Genomic DNA, 21,375 nt, shown 5'->3' on the forward strand with positions numbered 1-21,375 from the left:
CTTAATATTGATTTCGTTGGAAACCGCGCTTTCTCCCGCTTCATTCACGGCAGTTACCACGTAATAATACGTAGTTCCGTTGATAACTGAGGTATCTGTAAAGGAAATTCCCTTAATGTTGGAAGCGAGGACAGCATAAGGTCCTCCGGCTGAGGTCGAACGCTTAACCGTATACGATTTTGCTCCGGTCGTAGTCCAATACAGATCTACGACACGATCTCCGCCACGAAACCAATTAATCGTAGGGGTCGCCGGCGGGAAAGATGGAGTTGTGAATACGTTCCATTCGTAGGCCAAAATAGCAGACCCGGCAGTGACGGGTCTCAACACAACGCTCGAAACATTTTGAATCGTATTAGGCAATGACTCCACGCCATCATTAGTTGTCGGCGTGTAGGAACCGATCAGCGTGTTATTGGCGTCATAGAACTCCATTTTAATTGTGTAAGTGCTGTGCCATTTGGCGATTACGGCACTAATGTCCTTAGGAGCGGAAAATGTATACCATGCGACATTGGTTCCAATATTTTTGTATGTATTCCCATTGTTATCCGTAAATTCAGTAACCGTGGATGTCGGATTGTTAGAAGATGGGCCTACGTTTAGCGTTACTCCATCCAACAGTCCCCCCGTATACTTGCTGGTTGCAGCTTGGGCTGAACTTACGGGTAACACTTGCAACAAAATGACTAGCATCATAAGTAAATATCCAACCTTTTTCAAATAAAAAACCTCCCATTATATTGTAGTTTAAAAAAAAGGTGTTAAAATTTACTATTCGATTTAAAACGACAAGATCCTCCTTTTTTTGACACATTTTTTATGTGTTCAAATTAAGTTTGACCGGGGTAGTTTTCTCTTTATTTTAGCCGGTCGTTCAGAAGCTGGTAATAGTGTGATAAAATAACAGCATATGGAGTTCTATTCCGAACAGGAGATGGAGATGGAGATGGAGATGGAGACGGAAGCGATGCGTTACGACTCATACGAGACCAAGGAACAGATTGTTCGGCTTAGTTTTTACCGACACGAGCACGAAGCGGCGCTTCAGGCGTTTGAGCTTCCGGAAGAGCAGGCCAGGTTTACGGCGCTCCCCGGTGAGGTGCTTGAGCTTTCGTTAAACGACGAGAACCGGTATCCGGTCGTTATTTTAGCCGGGGATATGCCGGTCGGTTTTTTCGTCTTACATCGCGGTGAAGTGACAGTCCCGTTTTCCGATAATCCGAATGCGATTCTTCTCCGGGCATTTTCCGTCGATCGGGCTCACCAAGGACGCGGTTATGGCAAACGGGCCATGCGGACCGCGGCCGCTTTTGTGGCGGAGCATTTCCCGGGAGTGGAAGAGATCGTACTGGCGGTGAACGAACAAAATCATATTGCCAAGCGGCTGTATGAAGCATCGGGGTTTCGGGATACGGGAAGGCAGCGGCAAGGATCGATCGGCATGCAGCACATCTTGAGCCTTTCCTTGGAGTAAATACGCGCAGTTTCAAAAGATCCAAATAAGGAGAGATTGCCGTGAATACTGCTGAAGCATTGGGATACAGCAAGAGCGACAGACTGTTGATCGTCAACGCCGACGATTACGGAATGTGCCACGCCGCGAACGAAGGGGTACAGCAGCTGCTATTGGAAGGTGCTGTATCGTCGGCTACGGTCATGATGCCTTGTCCATGGGCAAAGGAAGCGGTGAGTTGGGCAGTAAAGCATCCGGACTGTGACGTCGGCGTGCATTTGACCTTCACCAGCGAATGGCCGACCTACAAATGGGGGCCTGTCACCCGTACAGGCTCCGTCGCTTCACTCCTCACGGCGGAAGGCTATTTTCCTGCAGATAGTCCGACCGTCGAACGCGAAGCGGACCCGGACGACATCCGCCGGGAGATCGTGAGCCAGATCGAGTTGGCGCTGCGGATGGGCCTGAAGCCGAGCCATGTGGACAATCATATGGGTAGCCTGTACGGGCTGCATATGGGCAGGGACTTTTTGGAGATCATCCTGGACGTCTGCACCGCCTACGGGCTGCCGTTTCGCCTGCCGAGATATTTGGAGCCCGGTGACCCGGGCATTCCGCCGCAAGCGTACGAGATTGCGGAGGCGCGGGCAGCGCTCGCGGACCGGAAGGGCGTCGCGATCATCGATCACCTGCGCAGTTTGCCCTTTGTGCAGGGGCCGGGGGAGACGTACGAGTCGTTCCGGGATGGGATGGCGGCTTTGCTTCGTTCGCTGAAGCCCGGCATCACGGAAATCATCATTCATCCTTCGCGGATCGACGAAGAGCTCAAGGGCATTCATTCTCATTGGGAGAAACGGGGAATGGAGCTTGAGATATTCCGCGATCCGGTCATTCGTCAGGTGATCGCTTCCGAATGCATTCGTCCGATTCGCTGGTCGGATTTGCAGCGCCTTATGCAAAAGGAAGCTTAGCTTGAGCTCAAAAATCGAAAGATCCCGTCAGGCTCCGAAAGGAGCCGGCGGGATCTTGTTTGTATAGGGGAATCGTTAACGCTGCCAGTAAGCAGGCAGCTCCGCTTGGTTTTCCCGCAAAATATCGTCCAGCACCGACTTGGCCAGCGAAACGGAGCCGACGAGCGGATGGAGGGTCAGCGCTTGAAGCGCGATGCCGTAGTCCCCGGTGACGGCAGCTTCGACCGTCAGCTCCTCGTAAGCTTTTACCGCTTGCAGCAGCCCGCGGATTTTGGCGTCGATCGGTGTGGTCAACTGCACCGGATGGGCGCCGTTTGCGTCGATCACGCAGTTCACTTCCACCGAGACGTCGTCCGGTAGGCAGCCGATGATGCCGTTGTTGCGCACGTTGACGGTTTGGATGTCCTTTTTGTTATTGTAAATGGAAGAGATCAAATTCAGCGCCGCTTCGGAATAATAGGCGCCGCCGCGTTTTTCGAGCTGCGGAGGTTTGACGTTCAGGTTCGGGTCTTTGTACATCTCGAACAGCTCGCCCTCGACCTTCTTCACGGCTTCCGCCCGAGTGCCGGTCGTTTCCGCCGCATGGAGCTGCTCTTTCAGCATCTCGTCGCGCAAATAATAATAACGGTGGTAAGCGCACGGAAGCGAACCGAGAGATTTCAAAAATTCGAGATCCCAGCCGAAATCCGGGATGTTCTTCATCGTAAACCCGCTTTGTCCGCTTGCCGCTTGGAAGAGCACCTGCCGGGTCACGTCGACGCCGTCCACGATCACGCGGGTCGTCCAGTTCAGATGGTTAATGCCGATCATCTCAATGTCCACTTGGGAGACGTCGACGTTCAGCGCCTTGGCGATCTGCATCCGGGTGCCGATCGGCAAATTGCAGAGCCCCATCGTCCGGATGCTGGAATGCTTCAGCACGGCTTCCGTCACGATTCCCGCCGGATTCGTAAAGTTAAGCAGCCAAGCGTTGGGCGCAAGCTCTTCCATGTCCTTGCAAATATCCAGAATGACCGGAATCGTACGAAGCGCCTTGGCGAATCCGCCAGCACCGGTCGTTTCCTGTCCAATGAGATTGTAACGCAGCGGAATGCGCTCGTCTCGGGCGCGCGCCGCGAGCTGGCCGACGCGAAGCTGCGTCGTGACGAAGTCGGCATCCCGGATCGCCTCCCGGCGGTCCAGCGTCAAGTGAAGATTGATGGGGACGTTCGCTTTTTCCAGCATGCGCTTGGCCAGGTTGCCGACGATTTCGAGCTTTTCCTTACCTGCTTCGATATCGACCAGGTACAAATCTTTCACGGGAAGCTCGGGATACCGTTTGATGAAGCCTTCGATCAATTCCGGCGTGTAGGAAGAGCCGCCGCCGATAACGGCTACTTTTAACGATTCCTTTTTCACGTTTCATACCCTCCGTAAGCTGCAAATTTGGAATGAATAGCTTCGCCTGCCGCCAGACCCAGATGGTCCATACCGAGCAGCACGGCGCCGTAAACCGGAGCCATCTCCGGAATGATCAATTCGATGGAGCCGTGCTCTTGCCGGACCGTCTCCTTCAAGGCGGCGAGCAAATGCGGATTGCGGCCTTTCTGTACGACGCTGCCGACCAGCACGATCGGAATCGTCGCCTTCCGGAAGCCGCCCAGCCGGCGGATGACCGAGCACGCCGCAATGCCGAGCTCCCGGCCGGTGTCCTGCAGGATGCGGATCGCCAGGGCGTCGCCTTCGTCAGCCGCCTCGTGCAGCACGATCGTGAGATTGCCCTCCCGCAGCGAGTAGATGTCCCGGTCCAGAAAATCGTTCACCATCTGCTCGACGGTCTCAAAACCGAAATAACGAGGCACTTTGTGCTGCAAAACGGACGGAATTTCCCGGTATTCCCAGGAGCGAACCGCCGCTTGGAATGTCCGCGTCGCCATGTAGTGGCTGCCTGCGGCGTCGCCGTACAGCGTTCCGAGGCCTCCGGTTTGAATCGTGAGCCCTTCCTCATTGCGTCCCGCCGCATTCGTGCCGCTGCCGCAGACGAGCACGACGCCCGCATTGTCCGGACAGCCGATACGAAGGCCTTCCATCGTATCGCAGACGACGTCCCAATTCGCAAAAGGCAGCGTCGCCAGCGCCGGGCGAAGAATCGAGAAGTCGTGCTCCCGGTCCGCGCCCGCGAGGCCGTACTGGACAAAGGCGATGTCGGCATAGGTCAGGCCGGCCTCTTGGATCGCCAGCTCCATCGATTGCCGGATATGCCCCAGCGCCTTCTCGATGCCGACAATCTGATGATTGCCGCATCCGGCAATGCCGCTTCCCAGCTTGTTTCCTTGCTCGTCAATGACGACCGCGTACGTTTTGGTTCCACCGCCGTCTACGCCGATGATGTAGCGCATGTTGAAGCCGACTCCTTTCCTTCTCTAAGAAGTATTTGTTACTACAAATATGATTAATTTGTATTTGTCATTACAAATTTAACATGCCTTCCGAGCGGCGTCAACGGGTCATTTTTCGGATAAAACAGGCTCTTGAATACCTATCTTCAACGTTGTATCCTATAGTTGTATCTAAATTTGTATCGAATATATTGGTACAATGACTATGGGATTCATATCGGAGGTTTCAACGTGGCGAAAACGAAAGCGGATGCTCCGCTCTATCATAAACTGAAAGACCGCATATTGGAGCTGATCGAGTCGGGACGTTACCGGCCGGGGGAACGCTTGCCGACCGAATACGAGCTGTGCGAGCAGTTCGAGGTAAGCCGGACGACGGTGCGGCAAGCGCTGCATCATTTGAAGCTGGAGGGGCATATCGAGCAAACGCAGGGCAAGGGCACCTTCGTCGCTTCTTCCAAAATTCAGCAGCCACTTTCCAGCTACATCAGCTTTGACGATTATATGAAGCGCCTGGGGCTATCCGGCGAAACGAAGGTGCTGGAATTCGCCGTGGTGCCGGCAACCGCGCAGTTGGCCAAGATGCTGCACGTCACCGAAACGGATCCGCTCTATAAGCTGATCCGCATGCGGTATGTAGATCGGACACCCTTGAAATATTCCATTACGTATATTCCGTGGAAGGTCGCGCCGGGTCTTGCTTTTGAGGAAATTCAAGGCTCGCTGTACGATGTATTCCGCGGCAAGTACGGGCATCAATTAAGCAAATGTGTCGACTGGATCGAGCCGATCTTGACCGACGATCAGTACAGCGAATATTTGGAGGTTGCCGTCGGGGCTCCCGCCTTGATGGTCCGCTCAGTCACCTATGATACGGCGGGCATGCCGCTGGAGCATTCGCAGGAAATATTCCGCGGCGACCGTTCGAAGTTCGTACTGGAGCGAGATCTTCAGTCTCCTTCTGCGAAGTATACGGGACTGCTGCCCGACCCGTGGCAGCACGAGCCGGACGGCGCCGAATGACCCCGGAGCACGACAAAACGGCCCGGTTCCAATGAACCGGACCTGCTTGATGCTTTTCGTGCCTATTTGAAACGGTTAGCCGGAATGATGCTTTCTGATGTATTGCTCCGGGGACGGTCCTACGATCGACCTGAAATCGCGGATGAAATGGGACTGATCGTAGTAGCCGAGCGCCACGGAGAGCTGCGACCAATCAGGAATGGAGCCGTGGTGCATCTGCTCGGCCGCTTCATGAAGCCGGTAGCGCCGAATGACCCATTTGGGGCTTACGCCGACATAGCGGTCGAACAAGCGCTGCAGCGTCCGCTTGTGCACTCCGGTTTGGCGCACGGCATCATCTACTTTGACGATGGCCCGGTCGTCTTGGATGCGGCTGACAATGTCGCTCACAAAGCTGACGTTGTCGTCCGGCGCCGGAAGCCGCTCGCCGAGAAACGTTTCTACCCGGCTCAACGCTGGCTCGATCTCCTCCTGGGCAAAAATTTCTTTCTCGAGCGGCCCGCTATCCATACCAAACACTTCGCGGAAGCTGACGGAGCTGTCTGTCAACCGGGATACGGGCTCGTTCAGGAAAGGATAGAAGCCTCCGGGTTTGAATTTCAGACCAAGCACCCAGCCTTGGTCTTGCAGCAAATGAGAAGAGGTCGTGCTGGCAACGCCGTAAATGCGCGTAAGCTCCGGTTCGAAAACCAGGTTGATGTTCGGATGGGTCAATACCGTCTGACGATACGGCGCTTCTCCGCGCAAGTCCCACTTGACGATCCAATAATGCTGTACGAACAAGCCAAGTTCCGCCGAAGGTTGGAATCGGGACAGCACAAACTTTTTTTCGCCGGTTTTCGGATGCAATATTCCTCTGGGGGTCTCGTCGGCCGTCCTGTGCATCAAATCTCTCCCTTGCTCCGTTATGCGGGAAAATCGTTCTGTCGCGTTTTTCCTATACGCTTGTCCGCAGCCGAATGTATAGTAAGAGTAGCAGTCGGGGCGTCCGATTGCAATTCCAAATTCATTAATGCGCGGAGGGATAAGGATGGATCTTGTTTACCATTACTATATCGGGGCGTCGCCGGAGGACGTCTGGCAAGCATTGATTTCGGACGAAGGCGTGAAAAAGACGATGTTCGGCTGTACGATCCGCTCCACCTTCGAGGTCGGCGCCGATTACGCGTATGTGGGACCCGGGAACGACGGAGACGAAACCGTCCACGTCTATGGCGAGGTGCTCGCCATCGAGCCGAACCGTCTGCTCAGCGTGACCGAGCATGCCGGACCGTCTTACCGGGACAACCACGCCGAGCTGGAGACGCGGATCACATTCACGCTGGAGCCTGTGGGCGGCTGCACCAAACTGACGCTGGTCAACGACCGGTGGCCGGCCGATCATCCGTCGTACGAGAACACCCGGCAAAGCTGGCCCATGATTTTGAGCAACATCAAAACCTACGCCGAAACGGGCAAAACGCTTGATTTCGGTTATTAATATCGTGACAAACGGGACGGAGATTTGCTCCGTTCCGTTTTGCTTTCTGTGATTTTTGCGGCGGCATAAGCAACGATCAGAAGGAGCGTAATCCAGACGGACCGTTCGAAGGCGATGCGAAAGTGCGCTTGCGTCCACAGGCCGTCGCCGATGATAAAATAAGCTACCCGATTGGAGATGCGTAAGCCTCCGTCATGAACGCCGGGAAACAGATTGTAAAAGTAGTTCTGCCCCAGACCGAAATTGGCGACAAGCGATAACAGCACCGACAAGAGCAGAGCCGTCGAATAGACGGCCTTCGCGCCCAGCCGCTTGAGCACGCCTGCGACCAGCAGCACGGCAAGCAGCGTCAGAGCCGCATAAAGCATACAGCGATCCTCCTTTTGCCAAAAGATATCCGTCTCTTTCAGCATAGTGAGAACGAAGCGGCGTGACAATGACGCGCGGCTGACAATTGGGTTACAAAAGCAGATGCCGGGCGAGGTGAGGATCAGGCCGACAGGCCGGGAACCGGCTGCGGTTTCTTTTTGGCTTTCCCCAAACCGGTCATCCATTGTCCGAGGAACGGAATCTTGGACAGCGCAAATGTGGCCAACACCGACATCGCCGAGCAAAGAATAAAGGCAAGGATCATGCGAAGCGTGACGTTCATCTGCGGAAGCAGGAGGTCAGAGAGCAAGGTAGCCCAAGTCAGCATCAGCGCATGGATCAAATAAGCGCCATAGGAATATTGGCTGACAATCCAGAGCGCACGGCGCGTAACCCCCTTCGCGGATTCGGCCGCCCGCATTCCGAACTTATATGCCACAAGAATCGAAACGATTAAGAAAACCGCCGTCACCGGGCGCAGTAAAAGCAAGTCCTCGTAGTGATTCTGAGATGCGGGGTTATTTTCGAAGCCGGCAACGACACGATATGTCAAGTAAGCGGACAAGCTAAAAAAAGCGGCATACACCAGCGGCCCGTTGCGTCTCAGCCATTCCCTCCATTGCGTTAGCGCCAAACCGGAGACCGCTCCAAGGACGAAGTAGTAGAAAAAATAGAGCGAGTTGCGGTCTGCATATTCGGTCAGCATCGGGGTCAGCACCGGCAGATTCCATTGCTCCGCCACCTGGTAAATCGGCCATATTAGAGTCATGCTATAGACATACACGGCAGCCAAAAGCACCATGGCGGCGATCGCGCGTCCAGATGTCAAAATTCGGCTTCGCACTTTCCGGATCACCCAGCGCCAAAGCGGAAACGTCGCGTAAAACGGAATGATCATCACAATATACCACAAGTGATACGAAGCTTTGCCGGTAAACGCCAGCCCCGCGAACTGCTGTATGCCTGGGAAGAGGCCGGTGCTTTGCAGCAATGCGGGAGCAGCATAGACGAGGGACCAGAACAAATACGGGACGCCGATGTCCTTCAGCCGCTTTTGCAGAAACGAACCGTAACGAAGCGGCCCGTCGTAATTGTAAAACAGCACGAGACCGGTAATAAAGATGAACACCGGAACGGAAAACTTGGAAATAAGAAGAAAAAGTGTAAACATCACACCATCCGAAAGCGTCGTATCCGGCTCGGACAAATAGTGGCCGATCGAGTGCTGCAGCACAACCGCCAGAAAGGCGAGCGCCCGTAAAACATGTACTTCTTCAATGCTGTTTTTTTTCATTTCTATTTTCTCTGACCCCCTAATGGCAATGAATCCTGCTGCGATGATTTAAATAACTCTATCATTATAGTGCAAAGCATAGTGTTTATGAAAGAAATGGGGGGTTCGGGATTTCTGGAATTTTAGGAAAATAATAAAGTGATCTACCGGCGCCTTCTATGAAGCTTCGGGCTGATCCATACGGCGGATTTTCCGGTTATGGAAAAGGGTTCCGGCTTTGGAGCCTTCGTTTGCTTTGCAACGAACAGGCGGGAAGGGGCGGTTTTGCGGGTCCGCGATTTGCCGCTCCGGCTGGCGGTCATGGTTTTGGCGACGGCTCGTTGTGCGGACCTCGACCGGTATGACGATCTTGTAGGCTGAGCCGAATCGTCCGGCGCAGAACCGGTCGCAGGGTCGACGGATTCCGGTACGTGCGATAGCGGCGAGAACGATAGCGTCCGGGCGGCTTGATCATAAGCTAGCAGGTACAGCTGCCCGTTGCCCAGACGAAGCTTGGCCGCAGCGCCTGCCGACAATACGAATTGTTCGCTAAGCTCGTTTTGGGGCACCAAAAGGCGGAGCTTGACGGAAGCATTCCCGTGTCGGGCATGCATAGTCCGGCTCTTGGCCATTCCGAGCTTGTTCAGTAACGAATACCCGATTCTTACTCTTGGTTCCGTTCGGCCCTTTTCGGTAAGCACGATGACCTGCTCCTTGTTCACGGAAATTTTAGTCAGAGTCACGGTCTGTTCGAGCTCGTTATATTCCAGCAGGCAGCGGGCTCCTCCCCGCAGGTTGACGGCTTGGGCGGTGGCCGGTCCCATTTCGATGTAATGAAATGGGCATTCGTCGTCGTGTCCCCGCACGATGCGAATTTCTTTTCCCGGACTGCCCTCTTTTTTCAAAACGACCGTCGTTCCGTTCCGAAGCGTATGCAGCTCATGTTTGTAGCCATTTATACAATTCCCGACCACCGTCATCGTATCCTCGCCGTACTCCGGGTTTACTACGACATCGAATATTCCTCTAGCCACTTCGATCCTCTCCCGTATTTCCAATGTAAGTTTCTGTCGTCCTGCTTGCACCTATATATGGTATGTCACCCGCCGTCCCATGGTATGTACAGGTGTCCCTGAGGCAGCTATAACAAAAAAAGGCCATGGTCCCGGAAACACGGTATAATGGAGCTGGAACAGAGAGCAGCCTGGCTGCTGTACGAGAGGAGAAAGGGGCTTATGGGGATGACCCGGTATACGCATTTGTTGTTCGACCTGGACGGGACATTAACCGATCCGAAGGAAGGGATTACCCGGTCGGTTCAATATGCTTTGGGGCGTATGGGAATCGAAGAGCCGGATTTGGACAAGCTGACGCCGTTTATCGGTCCGCCGCTGCAGGTGTCGCTGCGCGAGCGGTATGGTTTTACCCCGGAGCAGGCGCAGGAAGCCATTGGCTGGTACCGGGAATATTTCACGGAACGGGGCATGTTTCAAAACGAAGTGTACCCCGGCATCCCGCAGCTGTTGGCCGAGCTCGGGGCAGAGGGCCGCAAGCTGATCGTCGCGACATCGAAGCCGATCGTGTTTGCAAAGCAAATTTTGGCGCATTTCGGGCTGGACCGGCATTTCGCTCATCTGGCGGGCAGCGAGCTTGACGGGACGCGCTCGGACAAAGCCGACGTGATCGCCTATGCGCTGGAGCTGGCGGGCTTTCCGCCCGTTTCCGCCTGCCTGATGATCGGCGACCGGAAGTACGATATCGAGGGAGCGAGGGCTCACGGAATGGATTCGGCGGCCGTCGCTTACGGCTACGGCACCGCGGAAGAACTCAGGCTGGCGCAGCCCGCATATACCGCGGCAACCGTGCGTTCGCTTGCGGAGCTGCTGCGCGGATGAGTCGCGGGGACTACGTGGGCATCGACGGCTGTCCGGGCGGCTGGCTTGCGGTGGCGTTATCGGAGGACGGACGGAGCTGGACGGCGGACGTATATGAAGACATCAAGCATCTGTGGGAAGCCCACCGGGGGGCCAAGCTGCTGCTGATCGACATGCCGATCGGCTTGGCGGATGGCCAAGAGCCGCGGGCTTGCGATGCGCTCACGCGGGAGCTGCTAAAGCCAGGGCGGGCTTCCTCGATCTTCGCCGCGCCGGTACGCGAGGTGCTGGGAGCGTCGGGCTACGCCGAGGCGAACGCCCTGCAGCGGGAGCTCGGCGGCCGCGGCTTGTCGCGCCAGTCCTGGGGCCTCGTGCCGAAAATTCGCCGGCTCGACGAGCTGCTCCAGCAGGATATGGAGGCGCGCGGACGCTTCCGCGAGTCGCATCCGGAGCTGTGCTTTGCTCAGCTTTTCGGCGGGCCGATGCATCACGGCAAGAAGACGCCGGAAGGCTTCGCCGAACGGCTCGCGCATTTGCAGCGGGTCTGTGCGCACGCCGATACTGTCGTCGCCGAGCTGCTGGCGCGGTATACGCGCAAGGCGCTGGCCCGCGACGATATGCTGGACGCGCTGGTGCTCGCGGTCACCGGCTGGCTCAGCGGCGGCGCATTGCGCCAGGTGCCTGCCGAAGGCGATGCGGACCGGACGGGTCTGCAGCGTACGATTTCATTTTACAAGCCCGAAGGACGCACGCTTACTGCCGGGTCGCAAGAACATGTCTAGCAGCAACGGGCTTCATAGCTGCTCGGATTTACTTTTTAAATGGGTGGCGATTTCAAAGGCCGGGATTCCTTGCTGCATAGGGGTCGGGGCTTTTTTGTTTTCGCCGGAATCAACGAAGCAGGCCTGCGAAAAAATACAATTGACAATGATAATCATTATCACTTAATATGGTTGAGGAAGTACATGGAACATTACGGAAAACGGAGGAGCGCGAAAATGAAACTGATTCTTGTGTTTGCCAGCATGACGGGGAATACGGAGGAAATGGCCGACGAGGTCGCAGAGGGGGTCCGCGAAGCGGGGATCGAGCCGGTCGTCAAAAACGTGATGGATACAAGCGGTCACGAGCTGGGAGAGTACGACGGCATTATTCTTGGAGCCTACACTTGGGGCGACGGCGAGCTGCCCGACGAATTTCTGGATTTCTACGAAGAGATGGACGGTCTGGAGCTGAGCGGGAAAAAGGCGGCGGTCTTCGGTTCGGCCGATTCCTCGTACGCGCAGTTCGGAAAGGCGGTTGACCTCCTCAAGGAGAAGCTGGAGGAGCTCGGAGCGGACGTTGTCGCAGAAGGGTTGAAGGTGGAGTTAAACCCGTCGGATTCGGATAAAGCCGCCTGCCGGGCACTCGGTAAACAGGTGGCGAACGCTTTGGCCTGATACGGCCGCTGCGCGCCGGCTCGCCTTATCGTGGCGCTGCAGCCGGCGCATCAGCTCATCAAGCGCGGCTCTGTTCAGATCTTTCCGCGGTTCCGCCAGCAATGCATTGCCGGCTTGTCCGGCATCTTCCTCGTTCATGCGCTCCTTTTTCCGCCCCGGCCTCCACGCTTTGAAGCTCAAGCACGCTGACCGGTGTACGCAGCGTGGTTCCCTCGTTGATCCGCGCTTTCTTCCAGCATCGGCATTCGCCTCCCGATCACTGTATGGTCTACGCTCGGAGCTCCGAAGGGAGCGTGATAAAATCAGTCCAGACGACACTTCCCATCGGCCGAAGCGGGAGCTTAAGCCGCGTAGATAACCAGCCGGTGCGCTTCCGTTTTCCTTTCCCTTCCCCCAGAAAGAATCCCACTCGTTTGTCTTCTCACCTGATCTCATCAAAGGCATAGACGCCTCAAGCAGCGCATAAATTACCAAGTACAGGGGAGATGGAACGCTTCGGACAACCTGGCTGCCGTTTGCCTCAAACGGGTAAGGCGGACGGTCCTGCGGTTTTGCTGCCAGGCGGTTAACCGTTTCCCCAATCGGCCGCCGCCGAGGCGTCATGCGTGACCGGTGAAACCGTCGGCGTCGGCCCCCAGACAAGGCAATCTTGCATGGAGGTGGTTTTAATGCCCGACAAGCCTTGGCTGCGTCACTATCCTGCCGAGGTGCCGCCGACGTTCGACTACCCGCGACATTCACTGGCTTATTTTTTGACGGAGTCCGCCCGTACGTATCCGCAGCGCGCCGCCTTGGATTTTATGGGCAAAACGATGACTTACCGCAAGCTTTTGGAGCAAGCTAGCCGATTTGCGGACGCGCTCGTCCGGCACGGCGTGCGCCATGGCGACCGGGTGGCGCTTATGCTGCCGAACTGCCCGCAAACGGTCATTACGTATTTCGGCACGCTGCTGATGGGCGGTATCGTCGTGATGACCAATCCGATGTACACCCCGCGCGAGCTGGAGTATCAGCTCAAGGATGCGGGGGCCCGAACGATCGTCACGCTGGATCTGCTGTACCGGCGGGTATCGGAAATTGCCGAGTCCGCCGAGCTGAGGCATATCATTGTCACGTCGATGAAGGACTACATGCCTGTTCCGCAAAAATGGCTTTACCCGTTGTTTGCGAGGAAGCAGGGACTGGACCGGAGGGTCGTTTACGGCAACGGCGTCTATCCGTTCCGGCAATTTGTGGAGCGGGGTTCCCCGGAGCTTCGGCAAGCGGAAGTGGATGCGGAGCGCGAGCTGGCCTTGATCCAATATACGGGAGGCACGACCGGGCGGGCCAAAGGGGTGATGCTCACGCATTATAACCTGATCGCCAATACGATTCAAAGCCAGCTGTGGTCGTACCGTTTGGAGTGCGGACAGGAAACGTACTTGTCGGCGCTGCCCTTTTTTCATGTGTTCGGGCTTACGGTGCTGCTGAATCAGTCCGTTTATTTGGGCGGAACGCTGGCGCTCCTGCCGCGGTTCGAGACCGGTTTGCTGCTTGAGACCATCCGCCGGATGAAGCCGACCGTGTTTCCCGGCGCGCCAACGATGTATATTGCGCTTCTTCAGCGAGCCCGCAAGCCGCGATTCAACCTATCTTCGCTGAAGCTGTGCATCAGCGGGGCGGCTCCGCTGCCGCTTGAGGTGCAGGAGCAGTTCGAGGCTATCTCGGGAGGCCGCCTCGTCGAGGGCTACGGTTTAACGGAAGCATCGCCCATCACACACGGGAACAACATCTGGGAGCGGCGGAAAATTGGCTCTATCGGTATTCCGTTCCCCGATACGGACGCGCGGATTGTCGACCCGCAGACGCTGGAGGAGCTGCCGGTCGGAGAGGTCGGCGAGCTTGCCGTCCGCGGGCCCCAAGTGATGAAAGGCTATTGGAACCGGCCGGAGGAGACCGCAGCGGTGCTGAAGGACGGATGGCTGTACACCGGCGATATGGGAAGGATGGATGAGGACGGCTTTTTTTATATTTTGGACCGCAAAAAAGACTTGATTATCGCCGGAGGCTTCAATATTTATCCGCGCGAGATCGAGGAGGTGCTGTACGAGCACCCGGATGTGGCGGAGGCTGTGGTGGCCGGCGTGCACGATCCGTACCGGGGGGAAACGGTGAAGGCGTATCTGGTCATGAAGCAGGGCAGTGAGGCAGGAGCCGAGGAGCTCAACCGGTGGTGCCGGGAGCGGCTGGCCGCTTACAAGGTACCCCATATTTACGAATTTCGCGACCATCTGCCGAAAACGATGGTTGGCAAAGTGCTTCGCAGAAAGCTGCTGGAAGAAGAGGCGGAACGGACGGAAGGCGAAACACCCGGCGATTGACGGCAGTTTTGCGGCCGGTTGGCTGAAGAAAGCGGGCGGAGCTTGTGGACGGGGCGACCTATGCGGCGGACTGCAAGCTGACCTTATCGGAAGCAACGCTGCTTCGGCTGATGCGGAAGCAGGTGAACGCCATGCAGGCTTATATGGCCGGCGAATTGAAGGTGGAGGGGAGATTGACGGCGGCGTTCCGGCTGCAAGAGGTGTTGAAAGCCTATCCGAGCCTCTAGAGCGGCCTGATTCGTGCCGCAATGCGTAAGCTCATATCAAGCGAAGCAAAGTGCTTCTGCAGGCGGCGGTACACGCTGCGGCGGAAGCACTTTGCTTTTGCAGGGCTCCATCCAAACGTATCCGGCAGCCGATCACAAAATTTGCTCCCCAAGCAGGGAGCCGATCAATTCGACGGCGAGCTGTGCCGTCTTCTGCCCCGTATCGAGCGATGGATTCACCTCGACCAACTCGGCGGACGTCACGATTCCCGATTCGTGCAGCAGCTCAAGAGCCAGGTGCGCTTCCCGGTAGCTGAGCCCGCCTTTCAACGGCGTTCCCGTGTCGGGCGCTTCGGCCGGGTCAAGACTGTCGATATCGAAGCTCAGATGTACGCCGTCCGTGCCTTTGCCGGCCACCTGAACGGCTTCTTCCATCACGCTGCTCATTCCGCGCCTGTCGATGTCGTGCATCGTGAAGCAGGTGATGCCCTGCGCCTTGATGCAGGTTTTCTCGCCCGGATCGAGATCTCTTACCCCAAGAAGGACCGTATGCTCCGGCCTGATCTTCGGGCCAAAGCCCCCGATTCGAGTCAGCCGTTCGTCGCCTTGTCCGAGACTTGCGGCGAGCGCCATGCCGTGGATGTTGCCCGACGGCGTCGTATCGGGCGTGTTCAGATCGGAATGGGTATCGATCCAGATCACGCCGAGCCGGCTATAGTGCGAGGCCAGCCCTGCCAGCGTACCGATCGCGATGCTGTGATCGCCCCCGAGAACGAGCGGGAAGCTTCCCTGCTGTACGATACGGGAGACGCCGGCGTGCAGCGCTTCGTTCAAGGCCAGCACATCGTGCAAATGCTTCAGGGCGGTAAGAGGAAGCGCATCCTGCTCGAGCTGCGGCTCCGGCCATGTCAACAGTCCGGCATCGTTCCATGGAATGCCAAGCCTTTGTAATTTTTCCGGCAGACCGGCTTGCATAATAGCTTCCGGTCCGCCGCAGGCCCCCCGGCGTCCGGCCCCCAAGTCGAAAGGAACGCCGAGGAGGGTGATTGAGTTTGCGCGGGTCATGAAGTCCAGCTCCTTCTTCTGTGCTTAGGTTAAGGCTCTACGCACGTTCATGCTGCGGCAGCGATTCAAAATGGAAGAAATCATCCTGCTAAAAATATATTCCATGCGAAGTTCGGCTGTTCATAGAAAGCATGCTTGAAGGAAAGCCGAAAAGGGCCAACCCCTGATCCGTCTTTATAAAAAAGACTGGGGGCGGCCCTCTTCCTATTCGTTTTGATGATTATACAGCTGCGATTAGGAGGATGTTGGCTTTGCTTGTTTTAATGCGGCGATAGCTTCCCGGAAGGCGGTTACTTCTTCGAACATTTCATTTTCCTGTGTATTGACGCTGGTCTTGACGATAACGATGTTTTCCTTTTGGTTCACATAAATGGATTGGCCATAAATACCGCTTGCAAGAATTTCTTGGCTGTCGCCGGGCAGCCACCACTGATTTTTATAGTAGGGCATTCCCGGACTGCCGACATAGGTTTCTTTGACCCAGTTATCGGATATGATTCGCTTGCCGTTCCAAAGGCCGTTATTCAAGTACAGTCGGCCGAACTTGGCGTAGTCGCGCAGCGTTGCATTGAGAAAGGCGAATGTCATGTCATCGCCGTGCAAATCCGTATTCCAATAGGCGCGGCTTTCCATGCCCAGGGGCTTCCAAATTTTTTCTTCCAAATATTGCGCTGGCTGCTTTCCGGTCGTTCTGCGAATGAGCATGCCCAGAACCTGGGTGTCCGATCCTTTATAAGTAAATGTCCCCGGCGAGGTTTCGGAAGGGAGCGTTGCCATTTTGCTGTTGAAAGATTTTCGATTCACAAATAATTCATTGTACCACACGGTTCTGTAAGGCTCTTCAAAAACGGGATATTTTACACCGGATGCCATGTTGAGAATATGTTGAATCGTGACGCCGTTATACCCCGACTGGCTCAGCTCCGGCAAATAATCGGTGATCGGATCGTTTACACTTCGAATATATCCTTCGTCTATGGCAATGCCGATTAGGGCAGAAGTAAACGATTTGGATATGGACCAGGACGTATTCAACGATTTTTGGGTATTGCCCAGGTAATAATTTTCCACTAATATTTTATCGTCTTTTATGATAAGAAGTCCTGTTGTTACGGTGCGTGCGAGCAAATCTTTAAATTGTCGGGACTCCCCATTATACGTGTAAGTGAAATTAGGCAGTTTGCGGAGATCTTGTTTGAACCGGAACACATTTTGTTTATCATGCTGGATCGTTCGGCTTGGGAAAACTTTATCCATGGAACGAAAGTTTTGTACAATCTTCTTTCGGTCAAACAGGGTTAAAAACTTGGACGGATCATAAGTCGCCGAGCTGACGGACGTCTGCTGCTCTTCCTGCCCGACGATTTCTTTGTCGCTTGACAATTGGATATCCTCGTAATCTTCCAAGCTCGCAATCTGCGATTCCTCCGCATGCGAGACGGAGTAGAGAGGAGAGAAGGAGCCAAACGATCCGATGACAAAAGTGCCGAGAACTGCAGACATCAACCATGGTTTCTTGGACATGTACTGTTACACCTCTTAAATTGTAGTAGTAGATTCTTAGAAAGCGGTTACAAGATTTATTTTACAATATTTAATAAAATATTACAAATAAAGAACATGCTTCCGCAATTGACCTAAAGAAAACAACACTCCGCCTAGAATTTGTCGCTTCCTTATTTGGATAAATGGGATTACAACTTAATTAACGTAATATTTTATCACACATCCCATAAAATGGTTTGTCATTCGTCGAAAGGGGGGATTTCATACTATTCATCGGCCGGTACGATATGCAGCTGATTTTCTGTCCAAGAAAGGCAGCAAAACCTATTTACCAGAAGGAGGACTGTTTATATTGGCAGCGAGAAAAGGTTTGAAACTGATGCTGAGCGCGGTGCTTGCCATGACTTCCTGGGGCTTTCTTTCGGCTTCGCAAGTGGAGGCCGCCGGGGTGCACCCGTCGCTTCCGGATTGGTCCCATGCGGGCTATAAGGGCGGGGCGCCGCTGCCGACCGGAGGGACGGTCATCGATCTGGCCGCCAAAGGCGTAAAGGCCAATGACGGCAAGGACGATTCCGATGCGCTGCAGGCAGTCATCGATGGGATTCGCAGCGGTTCGTTAACGGTCAACGGCGCCAAGGTCAGCGAGACGAACCGGGCGATTCTGCAATTTCCCGCTGGGGAAATCAATCTGAGCAAATTCATCCGGGCGGACGCCAACTGGGTGACCTTCCGAGGCGCAGGCACCGATCCGGCCACGGGAACGAAGATTGTGTTCAGGCCTGCCAGCACGTATACATCGGACAACGGTCTGCCCGTCATCGACGGCAAGCTGTGGCCGGGATACGGCGCTTTTCGTGTGGAGGACCGGGACAAAGATCCGGGCGAGCCCGACTATGAAGGCAGCATCAACTTTCATTGGAAATCCGGTGTCAAGGTAGCCAATGCCGGGGGCGGAACGAAGGGCAGCAATCAAATCAAGCTGGCCAGCGGTGGCGGCAAAAAATTCAAGGCCGGGGACACGGTCTACGTCGGAGCGGCCAATACGGCGGACTTTTATCAAATGATGGGCGCGCCGCAAAATTACTGGATCAATCAGCACATGCGCAGCCAAATGTTTAAAGTGACAAGTCTGAGCGGGGACACGCTGACGATCGACAAGCCGCTGGAATTTGACATTCCGTACAGCAACGGTGGGGCGATTCTGGGAACGACCTACTATAGCAAGGTGATGCCGATCAAGCTCGTGGAAGGCGTCGGTTTTGAAAATTTTTATTTCACGCAAGATATTTCTTACACGCCATACAGCAATAAAAATGTAAACGATTACGATCCGGTTACCAATCCGAACGGCGTCGGTCTGAAATATACGAACGAGGCCCCGGAATACGCGATTCATGCGATTGTATTCAAATGGGCGCAAAACGGCTGGGTAAAGGGCATCCGCACCTACATGACGGGCTCGCACCCGATTGTCACCGAATTCGCCAGATATATGGAGTTTCGGGACAACGTCATTTTCGGTTCGTGGAACAAAGGCAAAGGCGGCCACGGCTATTTCCGAGGCTCCAAATTGTACGACAGCAAAATTATGAACAATACGATCGACCGCGTCCGTCATTTGACGCTGCAATGGTCGGCCACGGGCAACGTCGTCTCGGGCAATACGATGACGGTGGATATGAATCTGCACGGCGGCTGGGAGCGCCGCAATCTCATCGAGAACAACGTCATTACCGTTCCTTTCCGTCATCGCAGCTGGGGCGAGGGAGAAGGCGGCGCGGAGCCGGAAGGTGGAACTTGGTACCCCATCTGGTACGGTGCAGGGCCTCACGCGTCCAAGTGGTCGGGCTCGACCGGCGAGCAGAATGTGTTTTTCAACAACACGATGAGCAAGCAGGAAGCGGACGGCGGAAGCTACACGACGTATGCGCCTTATAACGACCCTCACCGGATCTATCAGATCGGCTGGGACGGAAACAAGTGGGCGCACTTGGAGAAGCCGGCCGGGACGCTGATCAGCACTTGGACCGATAACGAGAAAGTGGACTATGCGCTCGCTCCGAACAAAGGCGTCTACGACTGTTTGACGTTTTCGGGAAGCTCTTTATTGGGCGGCGGAACGGCCGTATTGAATTGCAAAGGCAGCAATCCCGGGGATACGCAAGCGCCGTCGGCACCGGCCAATTTGACGGCAACCGGCGTCACGTCCTCCTCGGTATCGCTTTCTTGGAATGCTTCCACGGACAACGTCGGCGTCACGGGCTATGACGTTTACAACGGAGCAGCACCGGCCGCCACCGTGACCGGCACCGGCGCAACGGTCAGCGGGCTGAGCCCGAATACGACGTACACGTTTACGGTCAAGGCGAAGGATGCGGCCGGCAACGTTTCCGGCGCAAGCCATCCGGTCAGCGCGACGACGGATGCGGTCGGAGCCGGGTGCTCAGGCGCGCTGAATTCGACGCCGGCCATTCAAAACGCCATGAAAAACGCGAAGCCCGGCGATATTATCAGCATTGCTCCGGGAACTTATCTCGGCGACGTGTCGACGTCCGGAGATACGCCGAGAACGCCGGATGATCCTTATGGGCCCGGACTGTTCTTTTCGCCGAAAAACGGGACGGCTGCCGGTCATATTGTGCTGAAAAGCTGCGATCCCGGGAATCGGGCGATTTTAACAGGAAAAGCGGTAAACGACGGGTCCTATGGCATTCATTTGACGGGGGATTATTGGGAAATCCGCGATCTGATCGTTACGAACGCCCAAAAAGGGATCATAGTCGATAACGGCAACAACAACCTGCTGAACAACGTTGAAGTGCATCGGATCGGGGACGAAGGCGTCCATTTTAGAGACGGCAGCTCGTACAATACGCTGGAATATTCCAAAATTTACGATACGGGCAACTACCAGCCGGGGTACGGGGAAGGGGCCTATGTCGGATCAGATGAGAGCTCGCCTTACGAGCATACCGTGATCGGGAATACGATCCGGCATACCGTCTTCGACGGCGGGATTACGGCAGAGCATATCGATATCAAGGAGGGCGCCGACGGCACCGTGGTCGAGTACTGTTATTTCAACGGGACCGGCATAACGGGAGAAAACAGCGCCGATAGCTTCATTGACGTGAAGGGCGTCGATTCCGTGGTTCGCTACAACGAGGGCTACCGGAACGGGAATGCGAAGGTGGCGGACGCGTTTCAGGTACGGACACACGGCTCCAAGTATCCGACCGGAAAGGACAATACGTTTTATAACAATAAGGTGAATCTGGATAATGCGCCAGGATACATTGTCAATGCTACAAGCGCCGCTACGGGCACGAAAGCGCATGACGACGTCCGAATCGGCGGCGGCAATTTATACAACAAAAATGTGAACAAGTAAGGGCGAGGAGCAGCTGCTGGTGGAAAAAACGAACGTTTAGGAGCAATGAGCATAAAGGCATTCTCTCTTCGCGAGGGAATGTCTTTTTTGCTATGAATAGTACGTGAGAATTTGGTAAATACAACCAACTATGTTAAAATAAAATAGATTCCTAAAACATAGAGAGGGATGCTCCAATGAACAAAACGAAATCAAATGAAGTTGTACAGAGCAATTTCCTGAATACTTTAACCGAGGAGAGGATACAAGTCACCTTAATCACCAAAAATGGATTTCAGATGAAGGGGGTCATCAAGTTTCACGATCAATATACGATTGTTCTTGAGGTGAATGGAAACGATACTCTGATCAACAAGGTCGCCATATCCACAATTATTTCAAGCAAGCGTATGCCGATTTAAATATGGTATAATTGTCCAATTATAATAGAATGGCTTTATCGTTAAGGCTGAGAAGACTCCCTCTTCGATAAGGGGGAGATGAATCAGCATCTCTTGTGTATGAATGCGAACATATGTGCTATAATTATCATAAAATCACCAAAGGAGGTGAATCCCGCATATTGCATCATAAAGCTTTTCGCT

Annotated in this window: 19 protein-coding genes and 1 pseudogene; 11 read left to right on the plus strand and 9 right to left on the minus strand. The window is 54.9% G+C overall.

The genetic code is table 11. The annotated features are described in order from the left end of the window. Window positions 1-723, minus strand: a pseudogene (locus ET33_RS27475) (hypothetical protein); the annotation flags it as partial. A gap of 226 nt (window positions 724-949) precedes the next feature. Here ET33_RS27475 and ET33_RS27480 point away from each other — a divergent pair. Further along, the gene (locus ET33_RS27480) at window positions 950-1,477 is read left to right on the plus strand and encodes a GNAT family N-acetyltransferase (RefSeq protein ID WP_235206832.1); all 528 of its coding nucleotides are present in this window, start codon (window positions 950-952) and stop codon (window positions 1,475-1,477) included. A 41-nt stretch (window positions 1,478-1,518) separates the two neighbouring features. Beyond that, window positions 1,519-2,427 carry a polysaccharide deacetylase family protein gene (locus ET33_RS27485; protein ID WP_036689850.1) on the plus strand — a complete coding sequence of 303 codons (909 nt, stop codon included), beginning with the start codon at window positions 1,519-1,521 and terminating at the stop codon, window positions 2,425-2,427. 75 nt (window positions 2,428-2,502) lie between these two features. Here ET33_RS27485 and ET33_RS27490 read toward each other — a convergent pair whose 3' ends face one another. Both ET33_RS27490 and ET33_RS27495 read right to left on the minus strand, forming a co-directional pair. Continuing rightward, window positions 2,503-3,825, minus strand: coding sequence for a 6-phospho-beta-glucosidase (locus tag ET33_RS27490; RefSeq protein ID WP_036689851.1), 1,323 nt, complete (start codon window positions 3,823-3,825; stop codon window positions 2,503-2,505). Beyond that, complete coding sequence (locus ET33_RS27495; protein ID WP_036689852.1) at window positions 3,822-4,805, minus strand: N-acetylglucosamine kinase; 984 nt, start codon at window positions 4,803-4,805, stop codon at window positions 3,822-3,824. Before ET33_RS27495 ends, ET33_RS27490 begins: the two co-directional genes overlap by 4 nt. 231 nt (window positions 4,806-5,036) lie before the next feature. Between ET33_RS27495 and ET33_RS27500 the strand changes: the two genes are divergently transcribed. Continuing rightward, entirely contained in the window at window positions 5,037-5,828 is a 792-nt protein-coding gene (locus tag ET33_RS27500; protein WP_063761697.1) for a GntR family transcriptional regulator, read from the plus strand. Between the two features lie 75 nt (window positions 5,829-5,903). On the opposite strand, the gene ET33_RS27505 is transcribed toward ET33_RS27500, so the two are convergent. Next, entirely contained in the window at window positions 5,904-6,713 is an 810-nt protein-coding gene (locus tag ET33_RS27505; protein ID WP_036689853.1) for a helix-turn-helix domain-containing protein, read from the minus strand. A 145-nt stretch (window positions 6,714-6,858) separates the two neighbouring features. On the opposite strand from ET33_RS27505, the gene ET33_RS27510 reads away from it, so the two are divergent. Continuing rightward, window positions 6,859-7,308: an SRPBCC family protein gene (locus tag ET33_RS27510; RefSeq protein ID WP_036689854.1), complete on the plus strand. Its 450-nt coding sequence runs from the start codon at window positions 6,859-6,861 to the stop codon at window positions 7,306-7,308. On the opposite strand, the gene ET33_RS27515 is transcribed toward ET33_RS27510, so the two are convergent. The 3 genes from ET33_RS27515 to ET33_RS27525 form a co-directional block, all read right to left on the minus strand. Then, the gene (locus tag ET33_RS27515) at window positions 7,305-7,676 is read right to left on the minus strand and encodes a hypothetical protein (protein WP_051775686.1); all 372 of its coding nucleotides are present in this window, start codon (window positions 7,674-7,676) and stop codon (window positions 7,305-7,307) included. The two genes, ET33_RS27510 and ET33_RS27515, sit on opposite strands and share 4 nt — an antisense overlap. 122 nt (window positions 7,677-7,798) lie before the next feature. Then, the gene (locus tag ET33_RS27520; RefSeq protein WP_036689855.1) at window positions 7,799-8,971 is read right to left on the minus strand and encodes an acyltransferase; all 1,173 of its coding nucleotides are present in this window, start codon (window positions 8,969-8,971) and stop codon (window positions 7,799-7,801) included. A 143-nt stretch (window positions 8,972-9,114) separates the two neighbouring features. Beyond that, window positions 9,115-9,984 (minus strand): hypothetical protein, encoded by an 870-nt coding sequence (locus tag ET33_RS27525; RefSeq protein WP_036689856.1) that lies wholly within the window; start codon window positions 9,982-9,984, stop codon window positions 9,115-9,117. Window positions 9,985-10,131: 147 nt separating this feature from the next. Here ET33_RS27525 and ET33_RS27530 point away from each other — a divergent pair, with 147 nt between their 5' ends. The 5 genes from ET33_RS27530 (at window position 10,132) to ET33_RS27550 (ending at window position 14,850) form a co-directional block, all read left to right on the plus strand. Next, window positions 10,132-10,845 carry an HAD family hydrolase gene (locus ET33_RS27530; protein WP_235206831.1) on the plus strand — a complete coding sequence of 238 codons (714 nt, stop codon included), beginning with the start codon at window positions 10,132-10,134 and terminating at the stop codon, window positions 10,843-10,845. Next, the gene (locus ET33_RS27535; protein WP_051775688.1) at window positions 10,842-11,606 is read left to right on the plus strand and encodes a DUF429 domain-containing protein; all 765 of its coding nucleotides are present in this window, start codon (window positions 10,842-10,844) and stop codon (window positions 11,604-11,606) included. Before ET33_RS27530 ends, ET33_RS27535 begins: the two co-directional genes overlap by 4 nt. 216 nt (window positions 11,607-11,822) lie before the next feature. Further along, window positions 11,823-12,263, plus strand: coding sequence for a flavodoxin (locus tag ET33_RS27540; protein WP_036689857.1), 441 nt, complete (start codon window positions 11,823-11,825; stop codon window positions 12,261-12,263). 668 nt (window positions 12,264-12,931) lie between these two features. Then, window positions 12,932-14,623 (plus strand): long-chain-fatty-acid--CoA ligase, encoded by a 1,692-nt coding sequence (locus ET33_RS27545; RefSeq protein WP_036689858.1) that lies wholly within the window; start codon window positions 12,932-12,934, stop codon window positions 14,621-14,623. A 44-nt stretch (window positions 14,624-14,667) separates the two neighbouring features. After that, window positions 14,668-14,850 (plus strand): SCP2 sterol-binding domain-containing protein, encoded by a 183-nt coding sequence (locus ET33_RS27550; RefSeq protein WP_051775690.1) that lies wholly within the window; start codon window positions 14,668-14,670, stop codon window positions 14,848-14,850. A gap of 132 nt (window positions 14,851-14,982) precedes the next feature. Here ET33_RS27550 and rocF read toward each other — a convergent pair whose 3' ends face one another. After that, the gene (gene rocF, locus ET33_RS27555) at window positions 14,983-15,894 is read right to left on the minus strand and encodes an arginase (protein WP_036689859.1); all 912 of its coding nucleotides are present in this window, start codon (window positions 15,892-15,894) and stop codon (window positions 14,983-14,985) included. Between the two features lie 234 nt (window positions 15,895-16,128). Continuing rightward, window positions 16,129-17,418 carry a serine hydrolase domain-containing protein gene (locus tag ET33_RS27560; RefSeq protein ID WP_051775692.1) on the minus strand — a complete coding sequence of 430 codons (1,290 nt, stop codon included), beginning with the start codon at window positions 17,416-17,418 and terminating at the stop codon, window positions 16,129-16,131. A 334-nt stretch (window positions 17,419-17,752) separates the two neighbouring features. Between ET33_RS27560 and ET33_RS39535 the strand changes: the two genes are divergently transcribed. Both ET33_RS39535 and hfq read left to right on the plus strand, forming a co-directional pair. After that, on the plus strand, window positions 17,753-20,791 hold the full coding sequence (locus tag ET33_RS39535; RefSeq protein WP_051775694.1) for a fibronectin type III domain-containing protein: 3,039 nt from the start codon (window positions 17,753-17,755) through the stop codon (window positions 20,789-20,791). 176 nt (window positions 20,792-20,967) lie between these two features. Further along, window positions 20,968-21,192, plus strand: coding sequence for an RNA chaperone Hfq (hfq, locus tag ET33_RS27575; protein WP_036689860.1), 225 nt, complete (start codon window positions 20,968-20,970; stop codon window positions 21,190-21,192). Window positions 21,193-21,375 lie beyond the last annotated feature (183 nt).

Origin of the sequence: Paenibacillus tyrphae, from assembly GCF_000722545.1 — a bacterium.
Classification (GTDB): Bacteria; Bacillota; Bacilli; order Paenibacillales; family NBRC-103111; genus Paenibacillus_G; species Paenibacillus_G tyrfis.

What these genes read in the sequence shown, in the direction of transcription:
- ET33_RS27505 (WP_036689853.1), bottom strand. Translation starts at nt 6,713, where the DNA reads ATGCACAGGACGGCCGACGAGACCCCCAGAGGAATATTGCATCCGAAA.
- hfq (WP_036689860.1), top strand. Translation starts at nt 20,968, where the DNA reads ATGAACAAAACGAAATCAAATGAAGTTGTACAGAGCAATTTCCTGAAT.
- ET33_RS27520 (WP_036689855.1), bottom strand. Translation starts at nt 8,971, where the DNA reads ATGAAAAAAAACAGCATTGAAGAAGTACATGTTTTACGGGCGCTCGCC.
- ET33_RS27540 (WP_036689857.1), top strand. Translation starts at nt 11,823, where the DNA reads ATGAAACTGATTCTTGTGTTTGCCAGCATGACGGGGAATACGGAGGAA.
- ET33_RS27510 (WP_036689854.1), top strand. Translation starts at nt 6,859, where the DNA reads ATGGATCTTGTTTACCATTACTATATCGGGGCGTCGCCGGAGGACGTC.
- ET33_RS27560 (WP_051775692.1), bottom strand. Translation starts at nt 17,418, where the DNA reads ATGTCCAAGAAACCATGGTTGATGTCTGCAGTTCTCGGCACTTTTGTC.
- ET33_RS27530 (WP_235206831.1), top strand. Translation starts at nt 10,132, where the DNA reads ATGGAGCTGGAACAGAGAGCAGCCTGGCTGCTGTACGAGAGGAGAAAG.
- ET33_RS27495 (WP_036689852.1), bottom strand. Translation starts at nt 4,805, where the DNA reads ATGCGCTACATCATCGGCGTAGACGGCGGTGGAACCAAAACGTACGCG.
- ET33_RS27480 (WP_235206832.1), top strand. Translation starts at nt 950, where the DNA reads ATGGAGATGGAGACGGAAGCGATGCGTTACGACTCATACGAGACCAAG.
- ET33_RS27535 (WP_051775688.1), top strand. Translation starts at nt 10,842, where the DNA reads ATGAGTCGCGGGGACTACGTGGGCATCGACGGCTGTCCGGGCGGCTGG.
- ET33_RS27545 (WP_036689858.1), top strand. Translation starts at nt 12,932, where the DNA reads ATGCCCGACAAGCCTTGGCTGCGTCACTATCCTGCCGAGGTGCCGCCG.
- rocF (WP_036689859.1), bottom strand. Translation starts at nt 15,894, where the DNA reads ATGACCCGCGCAAACTCAATCACCCTCCTCGGCGTTCCTTTCGACTTG.
- ET33_RS27515 (WP_051775686.1), bottom strand. Translation starts at nt 7,676, where the DNA reads ATGCTTTATGCGGCTCTGACGCTGCTTGCCGTGCTGCTGGTCGCAGGC.